Source organism: Vibrio sp. HB236076 (assembly GCF_040957575.1).
Lineage (GTDB): Bacteria > Pseudomonadota > Gammaproteobacteria > Enterobacterales > Vibrionaceae > Vibrio.
The window spans coordinates 865,481-880,378 of the sequence record NZ_CP162601.1; the positions used below are offsets into that span (position 1 = coordinate 865,481).

Consider the following 14,898-nt stretch of genomic DNA (forward strand, 5'->3'; position numbering starts at 1 on the left):
CCTAACCCCATCTTTCTCATCATAGGGAGTTCGCACTATTATGCATGATGATTACATCGCCTTATCTGTCGCTCTTATCGGCGTCGTCGGTTTAGGCTGCCAATGGCTAGCGTGGCGTTTGCGTTTGCCGGCGATTTTATTTCTCTTGATTGCCGGTATTATGGCAGGCCCAATCACGGGGTGGTTACAGCCGCAGCAGTTGCTCGGTGACTTACTTTTTCCACTGATTTCACTTGCCGTTGCGGTGGTGTTGTTTGAAGGCAGCTTAACCTTAAACTTTAAAGAAATTCGCGGGGTAAGTAATACCGTTTGGAGCATTGTCTCGATCGGGGCACTGATTTCATGGGCCATCACCAGTGTTGCCGCACACTATTTCCTCAATTTTGATTGGCCGCTGGCGCTGTTGTTCGGCAGTTTGACGGTGGTGACAGGGCCAACCGTGATTGTCCCTTTGTTAAGAACGGTCAGGCCGAGTACCAAACTGTCCAACATCTTGCGTTGGGAGGGGATTTTGATCGACCCGCTTGGCGCTTTGTTTGTTGTGATGGTTTATGAGTTTATTATCTCTAGCAGCGAAGCGCACAGTTTACACGTTTTTGGTTTGATCCTACTGATTGGCTTTGGTCTGGGCATTTTGTCTGGCAAAGCGATGGAGATGGTACTCAGTCGCGGGTTGTTACCTGAATATTTACAACCTTTTGCGGTGCTCAGTGTGGTGCTAGGTGTGTTCACCTTGTCGAATGTGATTGAGTCGGAGTCCGGGCTATTAACCGTGACGGTGATGGGAATGTGGCTGGCTAATGCCAAAGAGGTTCGCATCAGTCATATTTTGCACTTTAAAGAGCACCTGACAGTATTGTTGATAACCGGGTTGTTTATTTTGTTGGCAGCACGGATAAAAATTACTGACTTTCAAGCGCTTGGCTGGGGGGCGTTGTCGGTTTTCTTGGTCATTTTATTAGTGGCGAGACCGGTCTCCATTTTTGTCTCAACGTTAAAAAGCAAATTAAGTTGGTCTGAAGTGGCCTTTTTAGCTTGGGTGGCTCCTCGCGGTATTGTCGCGGCATCGATTTCTTCTCTGTTTGCCATTAAGCTCAGCGCAGTGGGGATGGAAGAGGCGGAATTGCTGGTGCCACTGACCTTTATGGTCATCATCGGCACTGTCATTTTACAAAGTGCTACGGCCAGACCTTTGGCAGTGGCGCTCAAGGTAGCAAACCCCGCGCCAAGAGGGTTTTTGATCATTGGTGCGAACGATGTGGCTCGCGAGTTAGCCATGGCGCTGAATAAGTATAACATCCGGGTGTTGGTCACTGATTCTAACTGGGATTATATTCGCCAAGCGCGCATGGCCGGTCTTGAGCATTATCACGGTAATCCCATTTCGACTCATGCCGATGAATACCTGAACTTAATTGGCCTTGGTCACGTGGTGGCACTCACGCGAGATCAGCATTTTAATATTATGGCTTGTATGCAATTTCTGTCTTATTTTGGTGAGCGCAATGTGTATTGCTTGCACAAGCACGCCAATGAAAAAGGCAGCCACAAGCACCACGTCGCGCAGGAATATCATGGCCAATCACTGCTTGGTGGGCAGATAAGTTATAAGAAATTGGCCAGCCTCATCAATCAGGGGGCAGAAATTAAGCACACCAAATTGAGTGACAGCTTCACTTATGATGATTACCTGCTGCAAAATAAAGAGCACTATGTGTTGCCTTTATTTAAAGTGGATGCCAAAGAGCGGGTTACGCTATGTGAAAACCCAGCTCAGTTTGAGGCAAAAGAAGGCGAGATCATCGTGTCGCTGATCAAGTATCAAGAAGGTGACAAAGCGCTTATTCAGGCAAAAGCGAGTTAATGGCCTGGCGAAGGTGCCCATCGGTCTGGTTTAGCAGCGCCGATGCGGCATCTTTGTCTTTGTTGGTCAATATCATTAAAATCGCGAGCTTGGCTTGCTGATCGCTGGCGAGTAAGGCTTGATGGGCTTCTTCTTCGCTGCAGTCAGTGGCTTGCATAACGATTTTGACGCTGCGCGCTTTGAGTTTCACATTGGTTGCTTTCACGTCGACCATGAGGTTTTGATACGCTTTGCCAGCGCGTACCATGCTGGCTGTCGTGAGCATATTGAGCACCATTTTTTGCGCACTGCCGGCCTTTAATCGCGTCGAACCGGTCAGCACTTCTGGGCCGACAATCGGACAGATCACCGTATCAGCAAGGGTGGTGAGTGGAGTGTTTGGGTTACAGGTGACACTGATGGTATGGCAGCCACGGGCGTTGGCATAATTGAGCGCGCCAATCACATAGGGAGTGCGACCGCTAGCGGCTAAGCCGACGACGACGTCTTTTTCACTGAGATGAATTTGCTCGAGATCGTGTTGCCCGAGCTCATCGCTGTCTTCTGCGCCTTCTTGGGCGACAAACATCGCCTCTTTTCCTCCGGCAATCAGGCCAATTACTTGTTGGTCGCTAACGCCAAATGTTGGTGGGCATTCCACCGCGTCTAATACCCCAAGTCGGCCACTTGTTCCTGCACCGCAGTAAATTAATCGCCCGTCGAGTTGAAAGGCTTTGGCAATGATCTCGATGGCTCGGGCGATTTCTGGTAATACGGCTTCAATGGCGGCAGAGACCTTTTGATCCTCGCGATTGATGACGGTCACTAAGGAAAGCGGGTCTAAGGTATCGAGATCCATGGTCTCGGGGTTGCGCGATTCTGAGAGCAGTTGTTGTAAACTGTGTTGAGACATAGAGTGGTTCATAAAACAATCCGTTATGCGTAATAAATCACACCAAGTGAGGCAGCTTGACGAGCTCCTGTCACTTCAGGAACATTGCTTACTTGGTGGGTCAGTCGTTGTTTGGCAAGCCAGGCAAAGGCCATGGCTTCCATATAATCGCTGCTGTAACCTCGGCTGTCGGTCGCTTTGACTTGCCATTCGGGCAACAGAGCTGCAAGGCGTTTCATCAATAGTGGGTTGTGTACTCCGCCCCCGCAAACCCACACTTGAGGCGTTGGGCCTTGCTGGTGTCGATGGATGTGGTGAGCGATACTGGCGGCGGTAAATTCACATAAAGTGCGTTGGACATCTTCGGCTTGGTAGTCCGTTTGGCCGATTTGATGGGTCAGCCACTCGAGGTGGTAATGTTCTCGCCCGGTGCTTTTCGGTGGCGCTTTGTCTAAATAGGGGTCACGCATTAAGCGACTCAATAGTGGCGTAATGATTTGACCTTGCTGTGCCCACTCGCCGTGTTCATCATAAGGCTTGCCAATGTGGTATTCACACCAGGCATCCATGAGCATATTACCCGGTCCGGTATCGTAGCCGATAATACTGCCATCGTCCGGTAAAACCGTGATATTGGCAATCCCACCAATATTGAGGATCACTTGAGTCGAGCTCTGAGGGGGAAAAATAGCGCGATGAAAAGCCGGGACCAGTGGGGCGCCTTGGCCGCCCAGTGCCATGTCTTTACGACGAAAGTCTGCCACGGTATCGATACCCGTTTCAACCGCGATGATATTGGCGTCGCCAAGTTGCATGGTAAAAGGAGTACAACCATCGGGTTGATGGAATACCGTTTGTCCATGACTGCCGATGGCGCAGATGTGTTCGGCCGGTACTTGTGCCTTGTTCAGCAATTGTTGAACGCTGCGGGCAAATAAATGGCCGAGTCGATAATCGAGCTCACCAATAAAAGGTAAATCGGTCGCTTGCCCTTGATTTATCGATAAAATGTGCCGTTTGATGTCTGCCGGCATGTGCGTTTGATGGTGAGCAATCAGTTGGCATTGCGGGGTCGAACAATCGACCAATACCGTATCAATACCGTCTAGGCTGGTGCCTGACATGATTCCAATGTACAGCGCTGTCATTGATTTTTCCTCGGCATGACTTAAAGGACGTTTTTTGTCGGCTTTGACGAAATACTTTCAGTAGTTGTGATACATTATCTTCGTTGCTTCAATAGCATAGAACGAAATCGAACAATGTGAAAGCCAAGGCTTCAATAGGGGGAAATATGGGACCGTTGTGGATTGATGTCGCAGGTTATCAACTCAGTGAACAAGAGTGCCTGCGCTTACAGCAGCCGATTGTCGGTGGCGTGATCCTCTTTGCCCGCAATCACCAAAATAGTGAGCAACTCAAAGCATTGACAACCGAGATACGCCGGGTTGCCAAGCGGCCCATTTTAATTGGTGTGGATCAAGAAGGTGGGCGAGTTCAGCGTTTTAAACAAGGCTTTACCCGTTTGCCAAGTGCTTTTGCCTACCATCAATACGATAACGGCCTGGAACTCGCCAAAGCCGGCGGGTATGTGATGGCGAGCGAATTACTTGGTCATGGCATCGATTTGAGTTTTGCTCCGGTGTTAGACGTAGGCCAGCAGTGTCTCGCGATTGGCGATCGCAGTTTTGGTCAGCACCTTGATGAAGTCCGTCGTTATAGTCGAGCCTTTTTGCTGGGAATGAAAGAAGCGGGCATGGCCACGACGGGAAAACACTTTCCCGGCCATGGTGGTGTGGTGGCGGATTCACACCTCGAAACCCCATTTGATCATCGCAATGACCTTTTTGAAGCAGACATGACCGTGTTTCAGCATCACATTGAGCAGCGCTTGCTCGATGCCATGATGCCTGCGCATGTGGTCTACCCGCATTATGATTCACAACCGGCGAGTGGCTCTGGGTTTTGGCTTAAAACGGTTTTAAGGCAACAACTTGGCTTTGACGGGGTTGTCTTTTCTGATGACTTGGCGATGAAAGGGGCGAGTTTTATGGGCAGTCCGGTTGAGCGAGCCCGACAAGCCCTCGACGCGGGGTGCGATATGATCCTAGTGTGTAACGATCACAAAGCCCAACAAAGCATTATTGATGAGCTCAGTTATCGAGAGGTTGCAAAAGCGGCGGTTTTATTGTCTGATTCCAGCAGGTTAATGCGCAACTACCGGGCTTGTCCGCGTTGGCAACAAGCACAATCGTTATTACTGAGTGTGTAAAATATCTTTTACAACCATGTTTTTTATTCTTTACGGTTGATTTTATTTTTACGCCTGATATCTTGTCTACTCTCTTAATTGCCTAAGTCGTGGTACTTAGGGTGTAAACAAAAATATACAGGCCGGTATCATGAGAAAAAGTGAATTGAGTGACGTTAATATTATTGATGAGCAAATTTTAATTACGCCCGATCAATTAAAAGCAAAAATCCCCTTAAGCGACTCAGCGCGACAGTTTATCGCCAAATCGCGTAAAACCATCGCCGATATCATCCACAAGCGCGACCATCGCTTGTTAGTGGTTTGTGGCCCGTGTTCGATCCATGACATCGATGCGGCGAAAGCTTACGCTAAGCGCCTAAAAGCACTTTCTGAAGAGCTTGGCGATCACATCTATTTGGTCATGCGAGTGTACTTTGAAAAGCCGAGAACCACAGTGGGTTGGAAAGGCTTGATTAACGACCCTCATCTCGATGGCAGTTTTGATATTGAGCAAGGTTTGCATATCGGTCGTCAATTGTTGGTCGATTTGGCTGAAATGAACATTCCTTTGGCGACAGAAGCCCTCGATCCTATCAGCCCTCAATACCTAGCCGATACCTTCAGTTGGGCAGCGATTGGTGCTCGTACGACGGAATCACAGACTCACCGTGAAATGGCCAGTGGTCTTTCTATGCCAATTGGTTTTAAAAACGGTACCGATGGCAGTTTGTCGACGGCGATTAATGCCATGAAAGCCGCGGCCTCAGGCCATCGCTTTATGGGCATCAGTCGCGAAGGGCAAGTGGCGCTGCTGACGACACAAGGCAATGATAATGGTCATGTCATTTTACGTGGTGGCAAGCAAACAAACTACGATTCGGTGTCGGTTGCCGAATGTGAACAAGAAATGCAAGCGGCGAATTTAGAGCCGTCACTGATGGTGGATTGCAGCCACGCGAACTCGCGTAAAGATTACCGTCGTCAACCTTTGGTTGCAGAAGACGTTTTCCATCAAATTCAGCAGGGAAACCGTTCTATTATCGGTTTGATGATCGAAAGTCACTTAAACGAGGGCAATCAGTCGGCCGATCAACCGTTCGAGCAAATGGAATACGGCGTGTCGATTACGGATGCCTGCATTAATTGGCAATCGACGGAATCTTTGTTAAAACAAGCGCATTCTGATCTTGCTAAGGCATTGGTAGCGCGTTTACCCAAGGTGTAAGGACAACATTAAGATGGCAGTTGAACTAGCGGCATTGCGAGAGCAAATCGATGCCGTCGATAAGCAAATGATCGAGCTTCTCGCACAGCGATTGGCGTTGGTTGAGCAGGTTGGGGATGTAAAAAGTCAGCACGGTTTGCCTATCTATGCCCCCGATCGCGAAGCGGCGATGCTGGCGTCAAGGCGCCAAGAGGCGGAGCAAGCGGGCGTTCCCGCACAGCTTATCGAAGATATTTTGCGACGCACTATGCGCGAGTCCTATGCCAGTGAAAAAGACGCTGGGTTTAAATGTCTGAACCCAGACCTTGGCTCTGTGGTCGTGATTGGCGGGCATGGTCAACTCGGCGGTTTGTTTGCCAAAATGTTTCGCCTATCCGGTTACAAGGTCGAGGTGATTGGTCGAAATGACTGGCATCGTGCCGATGAGCTACTGCGTGATGCAGGTTTAGTGGTGGTCAGTGTACCGATTGATCTCACCACTGAGGTGATTGGCAAACTCAATCAGTTACCCAAATCCTGTATTTTATGTGATTTAACTTCAGTGAAATCTGCTCCTCTGGCGGCGATGATGTCCGTTCACTCCGGTCCTGTGGTCGGTTTACACCCTATGTTTGGCCCGGATGTACCGAGCTTGGCCAAGCAAGTTATCGTTCACTGTCAGGGCCGCGATCAAGACGCTTACCAGTGGTTGTTGGCGCAGTTTTCGATTTGGGGGGCGAGTCTGTGTGCCATGGAGGCAAAAGCCCATGATGAGGGCATGACGCTGATTCAAGCTTTACGCCACTTTACGTCTTTTGCGTACGGGTATCACTTGCGCCAAGAAAACCCGGATCTCAACACCTTACTCCAGCTAAGTTCGCCGATTTATCGACTAGAGCTTGCCATGGTGGGGCGTTTGTTTGCCCAAGACCCGAACTTATACGGGGATATTATTTTGTCTTCCGACGCGAATATCGACATGATCAAACGCTTTTATCAGCGCCTAGGTCAAGCGGTCGAGATGTTAGAGCGTGGTGATAAGCAAGCCTTTGTCGACAGTTTTAATCAAGTCAGTGAGTGGTTTGGTGATTACTCTCAGCACTTTATGAAAGAAAGTCAGCATTTGTTAAAACAGGCCAATGATGCGATTCATCGACCTTAATAGTGAGTTTATTTAAGACCAATCTGACTCAGTCGCTGGTCACCCTAGCTAGTTAAAAACTCGCCGTAAGGACGAGTCTCAACGCCAAGGGTAACCGCATAAAAAAGCCGCACAATGTGCGGCTTTTTTCTATTTTTTAATCACGTGATACCTGCCCATCTTATTTTGGGCTCTCCTTGGTGTCGTCTTGAGCAAGGCTGACATCGGTATTGGGTTGCTCGTGATTGACTAAGCGCGATTGAAGCCTTACCACGTTGTCAATCAGGTTAACCAGCGTTGACCACTGCACTTTTTCTTCTTGTTCAAATAAGGGCGTAAAGTTTTCCGGGCTCCATTCAATAAAGTGGATCGGATCGAGTGCACGACCGAGAAAGCGCACTTCAAAGTGCAGGTGCGGGCCTGTTGATCGGCCAGTGTTACCACATACGCCAATGACATCGCCTTTCGACACAAATTGTCCGCTTTTGGCTTGGAACGATTTCATATGAGCATACAAACTCATAAAGCCAAAGGTGTGACGTACCGTCAGGTAATTTCCGTATCCTTGATTTCCGGGACGCACACTTTCGACCACGCCATCCGCTGCGGCATGGATGGTTTCTCCCGGTTGGCAGGTTAAATCAATTCCACTGTGAAAATGACGTTGCTGAGTCACAGGGTTAATTCGCGAACCAAACGGTGAAGAGATGCGGTTGTAGGCGACAGGGCTGTCGTTAGGCAGTAAGCGAAATAAGGTGGCGCGCACGGCTGAGTCGATGGCGGCAGTGTCGAGACGCGTTTCTAGGGTTGCAGAGCTCGCGTCTTGTTCGGGTTGTTGTAGCCCGAGCACCATTTCCACTTCATCTAAACGCTCGACCATGCCATCGAGTTGTTGATTTTTATCTTCTAGATCGAGAAGAAGCCGTTGGTTGTCTTGGGTGGTTTTTGCCAGCTTTTTTTTGTGATTGGTCAGTTGGCGTTGAGTATCGGTCAATTGCTTTTCGAGCTGACTGATCACCTGATAAGAGGCAGACTGACTGAGTGTGGTTTGATAAATAAACCAAGCCACGGCGCCGAGTACCGCCCACATCATCAGTAACAGAGCAAGTAAGCGCGCGCGAGTGCATGAATACGACACCGTCCCTTGGCGTGTTGGAATGTGAATGAGCAGTGTGTTTTTCATGAAACCTAAAGTATCTAAATGAAATGGTTCTGGCCAGTTGCCAATAGAAGAGCGGTATTGTAGAGAAAATTATCGATTGGTCAATTAAGAAACAGTCAGTGTTCGGTGAATCATGTCTGCACTGAGAGGCTTTTTCACTGAGGAAGCATCGCGTTAAATAAAAAAGCTGCCGATTAATCAGCAGCTTTGGTGTTGACACGCGATAAGGTGAACGATGGCGAATTATTTCGTGATTCGCTTGTACTTGATGCGATGTGGTTCGGCGGCTTGTGCCCCGATGGTCGCTTTGAGCCATTCCATGTATTCGGTGTAGTTACCTTCGTAGAAGTTTACTTGACCTTCATCGCGATAGTCGATGATGTGGGTCGCAATGCGGTCGAGGAACCAGCGGTCGTGCGAGATCACCATGGCACAGCCCGGGAACTCGAGTAAGGCTTCTTCCAAAGCGCGCAATGTCTCGACGTCAAGATCGTTGGTCGGTTCATCGAGTAACAATACGTTACCACCGGCTTTGAGTAATTTTGCTAGGTGAACACGGTTGCGCTCACCACCGGATAATTCACCGATGACTTTTTGTTGATCGACACCTTTGAAGTTAAAACGCGAGCAATAAGCGCGAGCTGGGATCTCAAAGTTGTTGATCTTGATGATATCAGCCCCCTCAGAAATTTCTTGGAAGACCGTATTGTTATCATTCATTGAGTCTCTGAACTGTTCAACCGAGGCCAATTTAACCGTCTCACCAAGTTCAATGGTGCCGGAATCTGGGGTTTCAGTACCGCTGAGCATTTTAAACAGCGTTGACTTACCAGCACCGTTGGCACCGATGATACCGACGATGGCGCCTTTCGGGATCGAGAATGACAAATCATCAATCAATACACGACCGTCAAATGATTTGGTCAGGTTGCTCACTTCAATCACTTTATCGCCTAGGCGTTCGCCTGGTGGAATAAAGAGTTCATTGGTTTCATTACGCTTTTGGTGATCAGAGGTCTGCAGCTCTTCAAATCTCGCCATACGGGCTTTGGATTTGGCCTGGCGACCTTTCGGATTTTGTCGCACCCATTCCAGCTCTTTTTCGATGGTTTTTTGGCGCGCTTTCTCCTGAGAGGCTTCTTGTTGGAGGCGAGCGTCTTTTTGCTCTAGCCAAGAAGTGTAGTTGCCTTCCCATGGGATCCCTTCGCCGCGGTCAAGTTCTAAAATCCAACCGGCGGCATTGTCGAGGAAGTAACGGTCGTGGGTAATCGCGACCACAGTGCCACTGTAGTCAACGAGGAAGCGCTCTAACCACGCGACGGACTCGGCGTCTAGGTGGTTGGTCGGTTCGTCGAGTAATAGCATGTCTGGCTTTTCGAGTAATAAACGACAAATCGCGACACGACGGCGCTCGCCCCCAGACAAATGAGCAATCTTTTGGTCCCACTCTGGTAGGCGCAGTGCGTCGGCAGCGCGTTCGAGTGCGTTGTCTAAGTTGTGACCGTCTTTTGATTGGATCAGCGCTTCAAGTTCGCCTTGTTCTTTCGCTAAAGCGTCAAAGTCGGCATCGGGCTCGGCATAAGCGGCGTAAACTTCATCAAGGCGCTTGAGGGCGTGGGCCACATCGGAAACCGCTTCTTCAACGATTTCACGGACGGTTTTACTTTCGTCTAAGACGGGTTCTTGCGGTAAGTAACCGACATTAAGACCGGGTTGCGGACGGGCTTCACCGTCAATGTCGGTATCGATACCCGCCATGATGCGCAGTAAGGTTGATTTACCTGCACCGTTGAGACCGAGAACACCAATTTTGGCACCTGGAAAAAAGCTCAGCGAGATATCTTTTAAAATTTGACGTTTGGGTGGCACAACTTTGCTCACCCGAGACATAGTATAAACGTATTCAGCCATGGCCGATGGTTCCTAAAATGAATGCATTTAAAGGCATTATTTTATACCAAATAAAGGGCATTTGTTACCGTTGACAAGGTGCTGCCCAGTGATTTTTTGACAAATTTCTACTCTGAATGGGGGGCGGGGCGTCGTGAGAAAGGGCGAGCGAAAAGTCTGTGACAAAATGTCAGTAAACGTGTTTGTCGATTGGTAAAGTGATTATTTAATGGTAACTTAAGACAGGCTTGTGAGTGTTATTGCGTATTAGTGGTGGCGTTGACATTGTTTGCCACCCTCATGTCAAAACCGTGACATTGACAAAGAAAAAGTCATTAGGCTAAGGGATTTTATTATCCAAAGTTCAAAGGATTGGAGACGCATGAACTCAAACTTTTCTGGCAGGTATTGGTCCTTAACTCTGGGCATGAGTGCGGTATTGTCGGCGGTGCCTTTGGTAGTCAGCGCCCAAAGTAGTGATGAATTAGAGCGACAACGTCGTCTGTATCAACAAGCGCAAACTTTGCTTGATCAGTCGTCGTATCGAGCTTATGAACAGTTGCGTACTTCACTCGATGATTACCCATTAACGCCTTACCTTGACTATCGTTTTTTTATCAGTGATCTGAAAAATAAATCCGCTCAAGACGTACAAGATTTTGTTAACCGGTATCGCGCTTTGCCTTTTTCTGCCAACATCAAAGCTCGTTATTTGAACGTTAAGTATCAGCAGCAAGACTGGGCTTCCATTACCCAACTCTACGATACCCCACCTCGCGGGCAACAATATCAATGTATTTATTACACCGCTAAGTGGAAGCAGGGGCAGCAATCTGAGGCGTTTGCCGGTGCGAAAAAGCTTTGGCATAGCGGTCAAAGTGTCAGTGGTTATTGTGATGGCTTGTTTAGCGCTTGGCATAGTGCAGGGCAGCGCTCAGAACAAGACGTGCTCGAGCGATTGGTGTTGACGTTTGAAAGTCGCAATTTGTCGCTCATGACATACCTCGCCAAACGCTTGACGAGTCAAAAAGAGCAAGCCTGGTCGAGCCAAGTGATTGAACTCTATCGACACCCAGAGCGACTCACGACATTGGCCAAAGCGATTGCGTCACATGCTCAAGGTGAACGCATTTTGATAAGTCACCTGTATCGCTATGCTCGCATTGATGATGACAAGGCTTACCAGCAATTGACTTGGCTTGAAAAGGCGAAGCTTATCAATCTCAAATCACGGAAAAAATTGGCCAATTATATTGCCGGTCGATTGCTCGATGACGATGGTGAGCTGAATCAGTGGCGAGATAACACCATAGCCGCCAGTGGTGATGATGCGTTAGTCGAACGGCGCTTTCGCGTTGCTGCGACAAAAGAGAGTTGGTCAGCAATGCGCGATTGGATAGATAAGTTGTCTGATGAGGCGCAGCAAACGACCAAGTGGCGTTATTGGCTCGGTCGCACACAAATGGCATTGGGTGAGACAGACAAAGGCAAGCAAACTCTGTCTTCTGTCCTAGGTCGACGCAATTTCTACAGTGTGGCCGCTGCCGATGCACTGAATGTGACCCCAAAGATCAGTGGATCCACCTTGACTTATCAGCCGCAACTGATCGAGAAATACCACACGGTGCTGACCCGGATTGAAGAGCTGATTGATGTCGATAAAATCAATGCGGCCAAAGGTGAATGGTATTGGTTGTTGTCTCGTGCCAATGCGGATGAAAAAGCGATGTTAGCGGGCTACGCCGGCGAGCAACATTGGCATCACCTGAGTGTATTTGCCAGTATTCAAGCAAAACTTTGGGACAACATGCAGTTAAGATTTCCGGTTGCTCATCAATGGTGGTTTGATTTCTACAGCAAGCGCAATCAGTTAAATCCGATTACCTTAATGGCGTTAGCAAGGCAAGAAAGTGCTTTAGATGTCACCGCGCGCTCTCCGGTTGGGGCACGTGGTTTAATGCAAATCATGCCAGCGACGGCGCGTCATACTGCTGAGGCATTTGAGTTAGACTATCAAAATAGCGATCAGTTATTTGAGGTGCAAAAAAACATCGAAATTGGTAGCCATTATTTTAAAGAGCTCATGGATCAGTACGATAACAATCGCATTTTTTCTTTAGCTGCTTATAATGCCGGCCCATCACGGGTGACTCGCTGGGTGAAACGAACCGATGGTAAGGTCGATGCCTATCGCTTTATTGAATCGATTCCCTTTCGAGAAACCCGCGGTTATGTGCAAAATATTTTAATGTTTGAATTGTATTACCGTGATAGGCTCAATCAACCCGGTCCTTTTTTGACTGCGCAAGAGCAAAAAGCACGATATTGATATTTAGGAAATGTTATGTCCTCACACCCTGACTTTACCCAGTGGCAAGACGTCTTAGAACTAGTAAAAAAGAACATCAATCAATATGAGGATATCGATATTCTCACTATGTTGATGAGTGCTGATGAACGTCAGACGCTTATTTCTCGAGTCAATATCTTTAATGAGTTGTTAAAAGGCGATTTGTCGCAAAGGCAAATTAGTCAGATGCTTGGTGTCGGTATTGCCACCATCACCAGAGGCTCGAATGAGTTAAAATCGTGTACTGATGAGCAAAAAAATCAATTGCGAGCACTGTTGAGTGAGTAGTCACTGCAAAGTTGGGTTGGTATAAAAATGGGCCGATTGACGGCCCATTTTTTGTGTTCATTTCTTTTAAAAAGCCTGAAAACAGTCACTTCTCTTCATGTTCAATCCTAGAGATTAAAGCTGATCTGGGTACCATTGCGGGTTGATAAACGGGATCAGGGCGAGCAGTAGGGCCTGTTGATAGACCGAGCTTCGGGTCAGTATATTGTTGGTTAAAAGGCCAATCGCGCCGCCTTTTTGTTTGATATTGTGCACTGAAAACAGCTGATCCATCACATCACCTAACTCGATACCTTGTGCGAGTAACGCCAGGACTTTGGGAGGTAAAGGTAAGCTCGATGAGCGCGACTCACCGCGCTGCTTATCCGATTCAATCACCATCCAAGCATACGTTTCTTTGCCTTCTATACCCGCTTCTAAGCCGACGTAAAAATCGGCGTCGCTGACAGCGGCTTTTGCGTTGCGAACTCGGTTGCGCGCACCGAGCAAGGTCTCTTGGTCACTCATGGGTTGATCTGAAACGTCACTGTTAACAGAAATCCCTTTGAATTCAAAGTTTTTTTCTGGAAAGGCCTGGCAAAAGGCCTGCTCCACTGCGTTTATTTTGGCTGGATTTAACGAGGCGACGATCACCTTGCATATCGCTTTTTTCATTGTGTTTCACTAATCGCAGTTGGTTTGATGTTGTCACTGGGGTAGCAACCCAGCACTTTGAGGTGACGCGTCAACTTGGTCAATTCTTCGATCACTTGCTTCATGGTGTCGGAAGCGAGATTGGCTTCGATATCGAGGTAAAACATTTCTTCCCAAGGATTGCCCATGATCGGTCTCGATTCGAGTTTAGTCATATTGATACCAAACCGCTGCAATACCAATAACACTTCAACCAAAGAGCCCGCTTGATGTGCGGTTGACATAATAAAGGTGGTCTTGGCTGGGATTTGCAGCGAGACGTCTACCGGTTTGCGCGCCACGACAATAAAGCGAGTGTGATTTTCGGTTTGATTGGCGATGTTGCCTTTGATTGGCTGTAAGCCGTAGAGTTTACCACTGGAGGCATTGCCAATTGCGGCGACGTCTTCTCGGTCGAGCTCACGCACCATTTTCATCGCATCGGCTGTACTGGTACAGCTTTTGAGCTCGATGTCTTTTAAGCGATTTAAAAACTCACTGCATTGCTGGTGTGGCTGAGGGTGAGAATAGAGGGTTTTGATTTGTTCGAGCGGCAATTCTTTGGTCGCGAGTAAGCAATGTTCGATTGGCAAGCTCAACTCACCGACAATGTACAATGTGGTGCGTTGAAGTAAATCATACACTTCGTTAATTGACCCAGAACTGGTATTTTCAATTGGCAACACACCGTAATCAGCATGGCCAGACTCAACAGTTTTGGTGACATCTTTAAACTCTTGGCAGCTGATTTCAGCTAACTCGATGGCTTTACGACTGAAATACTCACGACTCGCCAAGTGTGAATAGGAGCCTTGTGAGCCTAAAAAAGCCACTCGAGAAACCGGCTTTCGGCTCAGTTCTGGATTGGTTAGGTTCTGTAAGTAGGCTTGCTGTAATAACACCGAATCTTCGATGATGGTGTGAAAGACTTTCGTGATGTAGGGGGCATCTAATTGGTAGTTGTCTTTGCCATTGTGAATTAACTTGACGAGCAATTGCTGTTCACGCAGGGCATCTCGAACCGGCTTGGAGGTTTTCACCTTGCTCTTGGCGACTTCGAGACTTAACTCGCGTCGTTTAGATAACAGTTTTAAGAGATTGTCGTCGAGTTCATTGAGTTGCAGACGAATATCGTCAAGTGATAGTGAGGGATCGCTCATGGGTACTTTCCTGTATAAAAAAACCTCCGTAAAAAAGGGAGG

Annotated in this window: 12 protein-coding genes; 6 read left to right on the plus strand and 6 right to left on the minus strand. The window is 48.1% G+C overall.

Translation table 11 applies throughout. The features are described from left to right. Positions 1-40: 40 nt before the first annotated feature. Positions 41-1,864 carry a sodium:proton antiporter gene (locus tag AB0763_RS03825; protein WP_306101225.1) on the plus strand — a complete coding sequence of 608 codons (1,824 nt, stop codon included), beginning with the start codon at positions 41-43 and terminating at the stop codon, positions 1,862-1,864. Here the strand turns inward: AB0763_RS03825 and murQ are convergent. Continuing rightward, positions 1,842-2,768 (minus strand): N-acetylmuramic acid 6-phosphate etherase, encoded by a 927-nt coding sequence (murQ, locus tag AB0763_RS03830; RefSeq protein WP_306101226.1) that lies wholly within the window; start codon positions 2,766-2,768, stop codon positions 1,842-1,844. The genes AB0763_RS03825 and murQ overlap by 23 nt on opposite strands. An 11-nt stretch (positions 2,769-2,779) precedes the next feature. Next, on the minus strand, positions 2,780-3,883 hold the full coding sequence (locus AB0763_RS03835) for an anhydro-N-acetylmuramic acid kinase (RefSeq protein ID WP_306101227.1): 1,104 nt from the start codon (positions 3,881-3,883) through the stop codon (positions 2,780-2,782). Positions 3,884-4,029: 146 nt separating this feature from the next. Between AB0763_RS03835 and nagZ the strand changes: the two genes are divergently transcribed. The 3 genes from nagZ (at position 4,030) to tyrA (ending at position 7,355) form a co-directional block, all read left to right on the plus strand. Beyond that, positions 4,030-5,007 (plus strand): beta-N-acetylhexosaminidase, encoded by a 978-nt coding sequence (nagZ, locus tag AB0763_RS03840; RefSeq protein WP_306101228.1) that lies wholly within the window; start codon positions 4,030-4,032, stop codon positions 5,005-5,007. Between the two features lie 130 nt (positions 5,008-5,137). Further along, positions 5,138-6,214: a 3-deoxy-7-phosphoheptulonate synthase gene (locus AB0763_RS03845; protein ID WP_306101229.1), complete on the plus strand. Its 1,077-nt coding sequence runs from the start codon at positions 5,138-5,140 to the stop codon at positions 6,212-6,214. A 13-nt stretch (positions 6,215-6,227) separates the two neighbouring features. Continuing rightward, complete coding sequence (tyrA, locus tag AB0763_RS03850) at positions 6,228-7,355, plus strand: bifunctional chorismate mutase/prephenate dehydrogenase (RefSeq protein WP_306101230.1); 1,128 nt, start codon at positions 6,228-6,230, stop codon at positions 7,353-7,355. A 160-nt stretch (positions 7,356-7,515) separates the two neighbouring features. Here tyrA and AB0763_RS03855 read toward each other — a convergent pair whose 3' ends face one another. Both AB0763_RS03855 and ettA read right to left on the minus strand, forming a co-directional pair. Further along, positions 7,516-8,517: a peptidoglycan DD-metalloendopeptidase family protein gene (locus AB0763_RS03855; RefSeq protein WP_306101231.1), complete on the minus strand. Its 1,002-nt coding sequence runs from the start codon at positions 8,515-8,517 to the stop codon at positions 7,516-7,518. 222 nt (positions 8,518-8,739) lie between these two features. After that, a complete protein-coding gene (ettA, locus tag AB0763_RS03860; protein ID WP_306101232.1) occupies positions 8,740-10,407 on the minus strand; it encodes an energy-dependent translational throttle protein EttA in 1,668 nt (555 codons plus the stop codon). A gap of 361 nt (positions 10,408-10,768) precedes the next feature. On the opposite strand from ettA, the gene AB0763_RS03865 reads away from it, so the two are divergent. Together AB0763_RS03865 and trpR are read left to right on the plus strand one after the other, a co-directional pair. Continuing rightward, positions 10,769-12,715: a transglycosylase SLT domain-containing protein gene (locus tag AB0763_RS03865; protein WP_306101233.1), complete on the plus strand. Its 1,947-nt coding sequence runs from the start codon at positions 10,769-10,771 to the stop codon at positions 12,713-12,715. Positions 12,716-12,730: 15 nt separating this feature from the next. Continuing rightward, positions 12,731-13,024: a trp operon repressor gene (gene trpR, locus AB0763_RS03870; protein WP_306101234.1), complete on the plus strand. Its 294-nt coding sequence runs from the start codon at positions 12,731-12,733 to the stop codon at positions 13,022-13,024. Between the two features lie 114 nt (positions 13,025-13,138). On the opposite strand, the gene yjjX is transcribed toward trpR, so the two are convergent. Both yjjX and pheA read right to left on the minus strand, forming a co-directional pair. Next, on the minus strand, positions 13,139-13,678 hold the full coding sequence (yjjX, locus tag AB0763_RS03875; protein WP_306101235.1) for an inosine/xanthosine triphosphatase: 540 nt from the start codon (positions 13,676-13,678) through the stop codon (positions 13,139-13,141). Continuing rightward, on the minus strand, positions 13,675-14,856 hold the full coding sequence (gene pheA, locus AB0763_RS03880) for a prephenate dehydratase (protein ID WP_306101236.1): 1,182 nt from the start codon (positions 14,854-14,856) through the stop codon (positions 13,675-13,677). The genes yjjX and pheA overlap by 4 nt, the downstream gene beginning before the upstream one ends. Positions 14,857-14,898: the final 42 nt, after the last annotated feature.

What these genes read in the sequence shown, in the direction of transcription:
- AB0763_RS03825 (WP_306101225.1), top strand. Translation starts at nt 41, where the DNA reads ATGCATGATGATTACATCGCCTTATCTGTCGCTCTTATCGGCGTCGTC.
- murQ (WP_306101226.1), bottom strand. Translation starts at nt 2,768, where the DNA reads ATGAACCACTCTATGTCTCAACACAGTTTACAACAACTGCTCTCAGAA.
- AB0763_RS03835 (WP_306101227.1), bottom strand. Translation starts at nt 3,883, where the DNA reads ATGACAGCGCTGTACATTGGAATCATGTCAGGCACCAGCCTAGACGGT.
- nagZ (WP_306101228.1), top strand. Translation starts at nt 4,030, where the DNA reads ATGGGACCGTTGTGGATTGATGTCGCAGGTTATCAACTCAGTGAACAA.
- AB0763_RS03845 (WP_306101229.1), top strand. Translation starts at nt 5,138, where the DNA reads ATGAGAAAAAGTGAATTGAGTGACGTTAATATTATTGATGAGCAAATT.
- tyrA (WP_306101230.1), top strand. Translation starts at nt 6,228, where the DNA reads ATGGCAGTTGAACTAGCGGCATTGCGAGAGCAAATCGATGCCGTCGAT.
- AB0763_RS03855 (WP_306101231.1), bottom strand. Translation starts at nt 8,517, where the DNA reads ATGAAAAACACACTGCTCATTCACATTCCAACACGCCAAGGGACGGTG.
- ettA (WP_306101232.1), bottom strand. Translation starts at nt 10,407, where the DNA reads ATGGCTGAATACGTTTATACTATGTCTCGGGTGAGCAAAGTTGTGCCA.
- AB0763_RS03865 (WP_306101233.1), top strand. Translation starts at nt 10,769, where the DNA reads ATGAACTCAAACTTTTCTGGCAGGTATTGGTCCTTAACTCTGGGCATG.
- trpR (WP_306101234.1), top strand. Translation starts at nt 12,731, where the DNA reads ATGTCCTCACACCCTGACTTTACCCAGTGGCAAGACGTCTTAGAACTA.
- yjjX (WP_306101235.1), bottom strand. Translation starts at nt 13,678, where the DNA reads ATGAAAAAAGCGATATGCAAGGTGATCGTCGCCTCGTTAAATCCAGCC.
- pheA (WP_306101236.1), bottom strand. Translation starts at nt 14,856, where the DNA reads ATGAGCGATCCCTCACTATCACTTGACGATATTCGTCTGCAACTCAAT.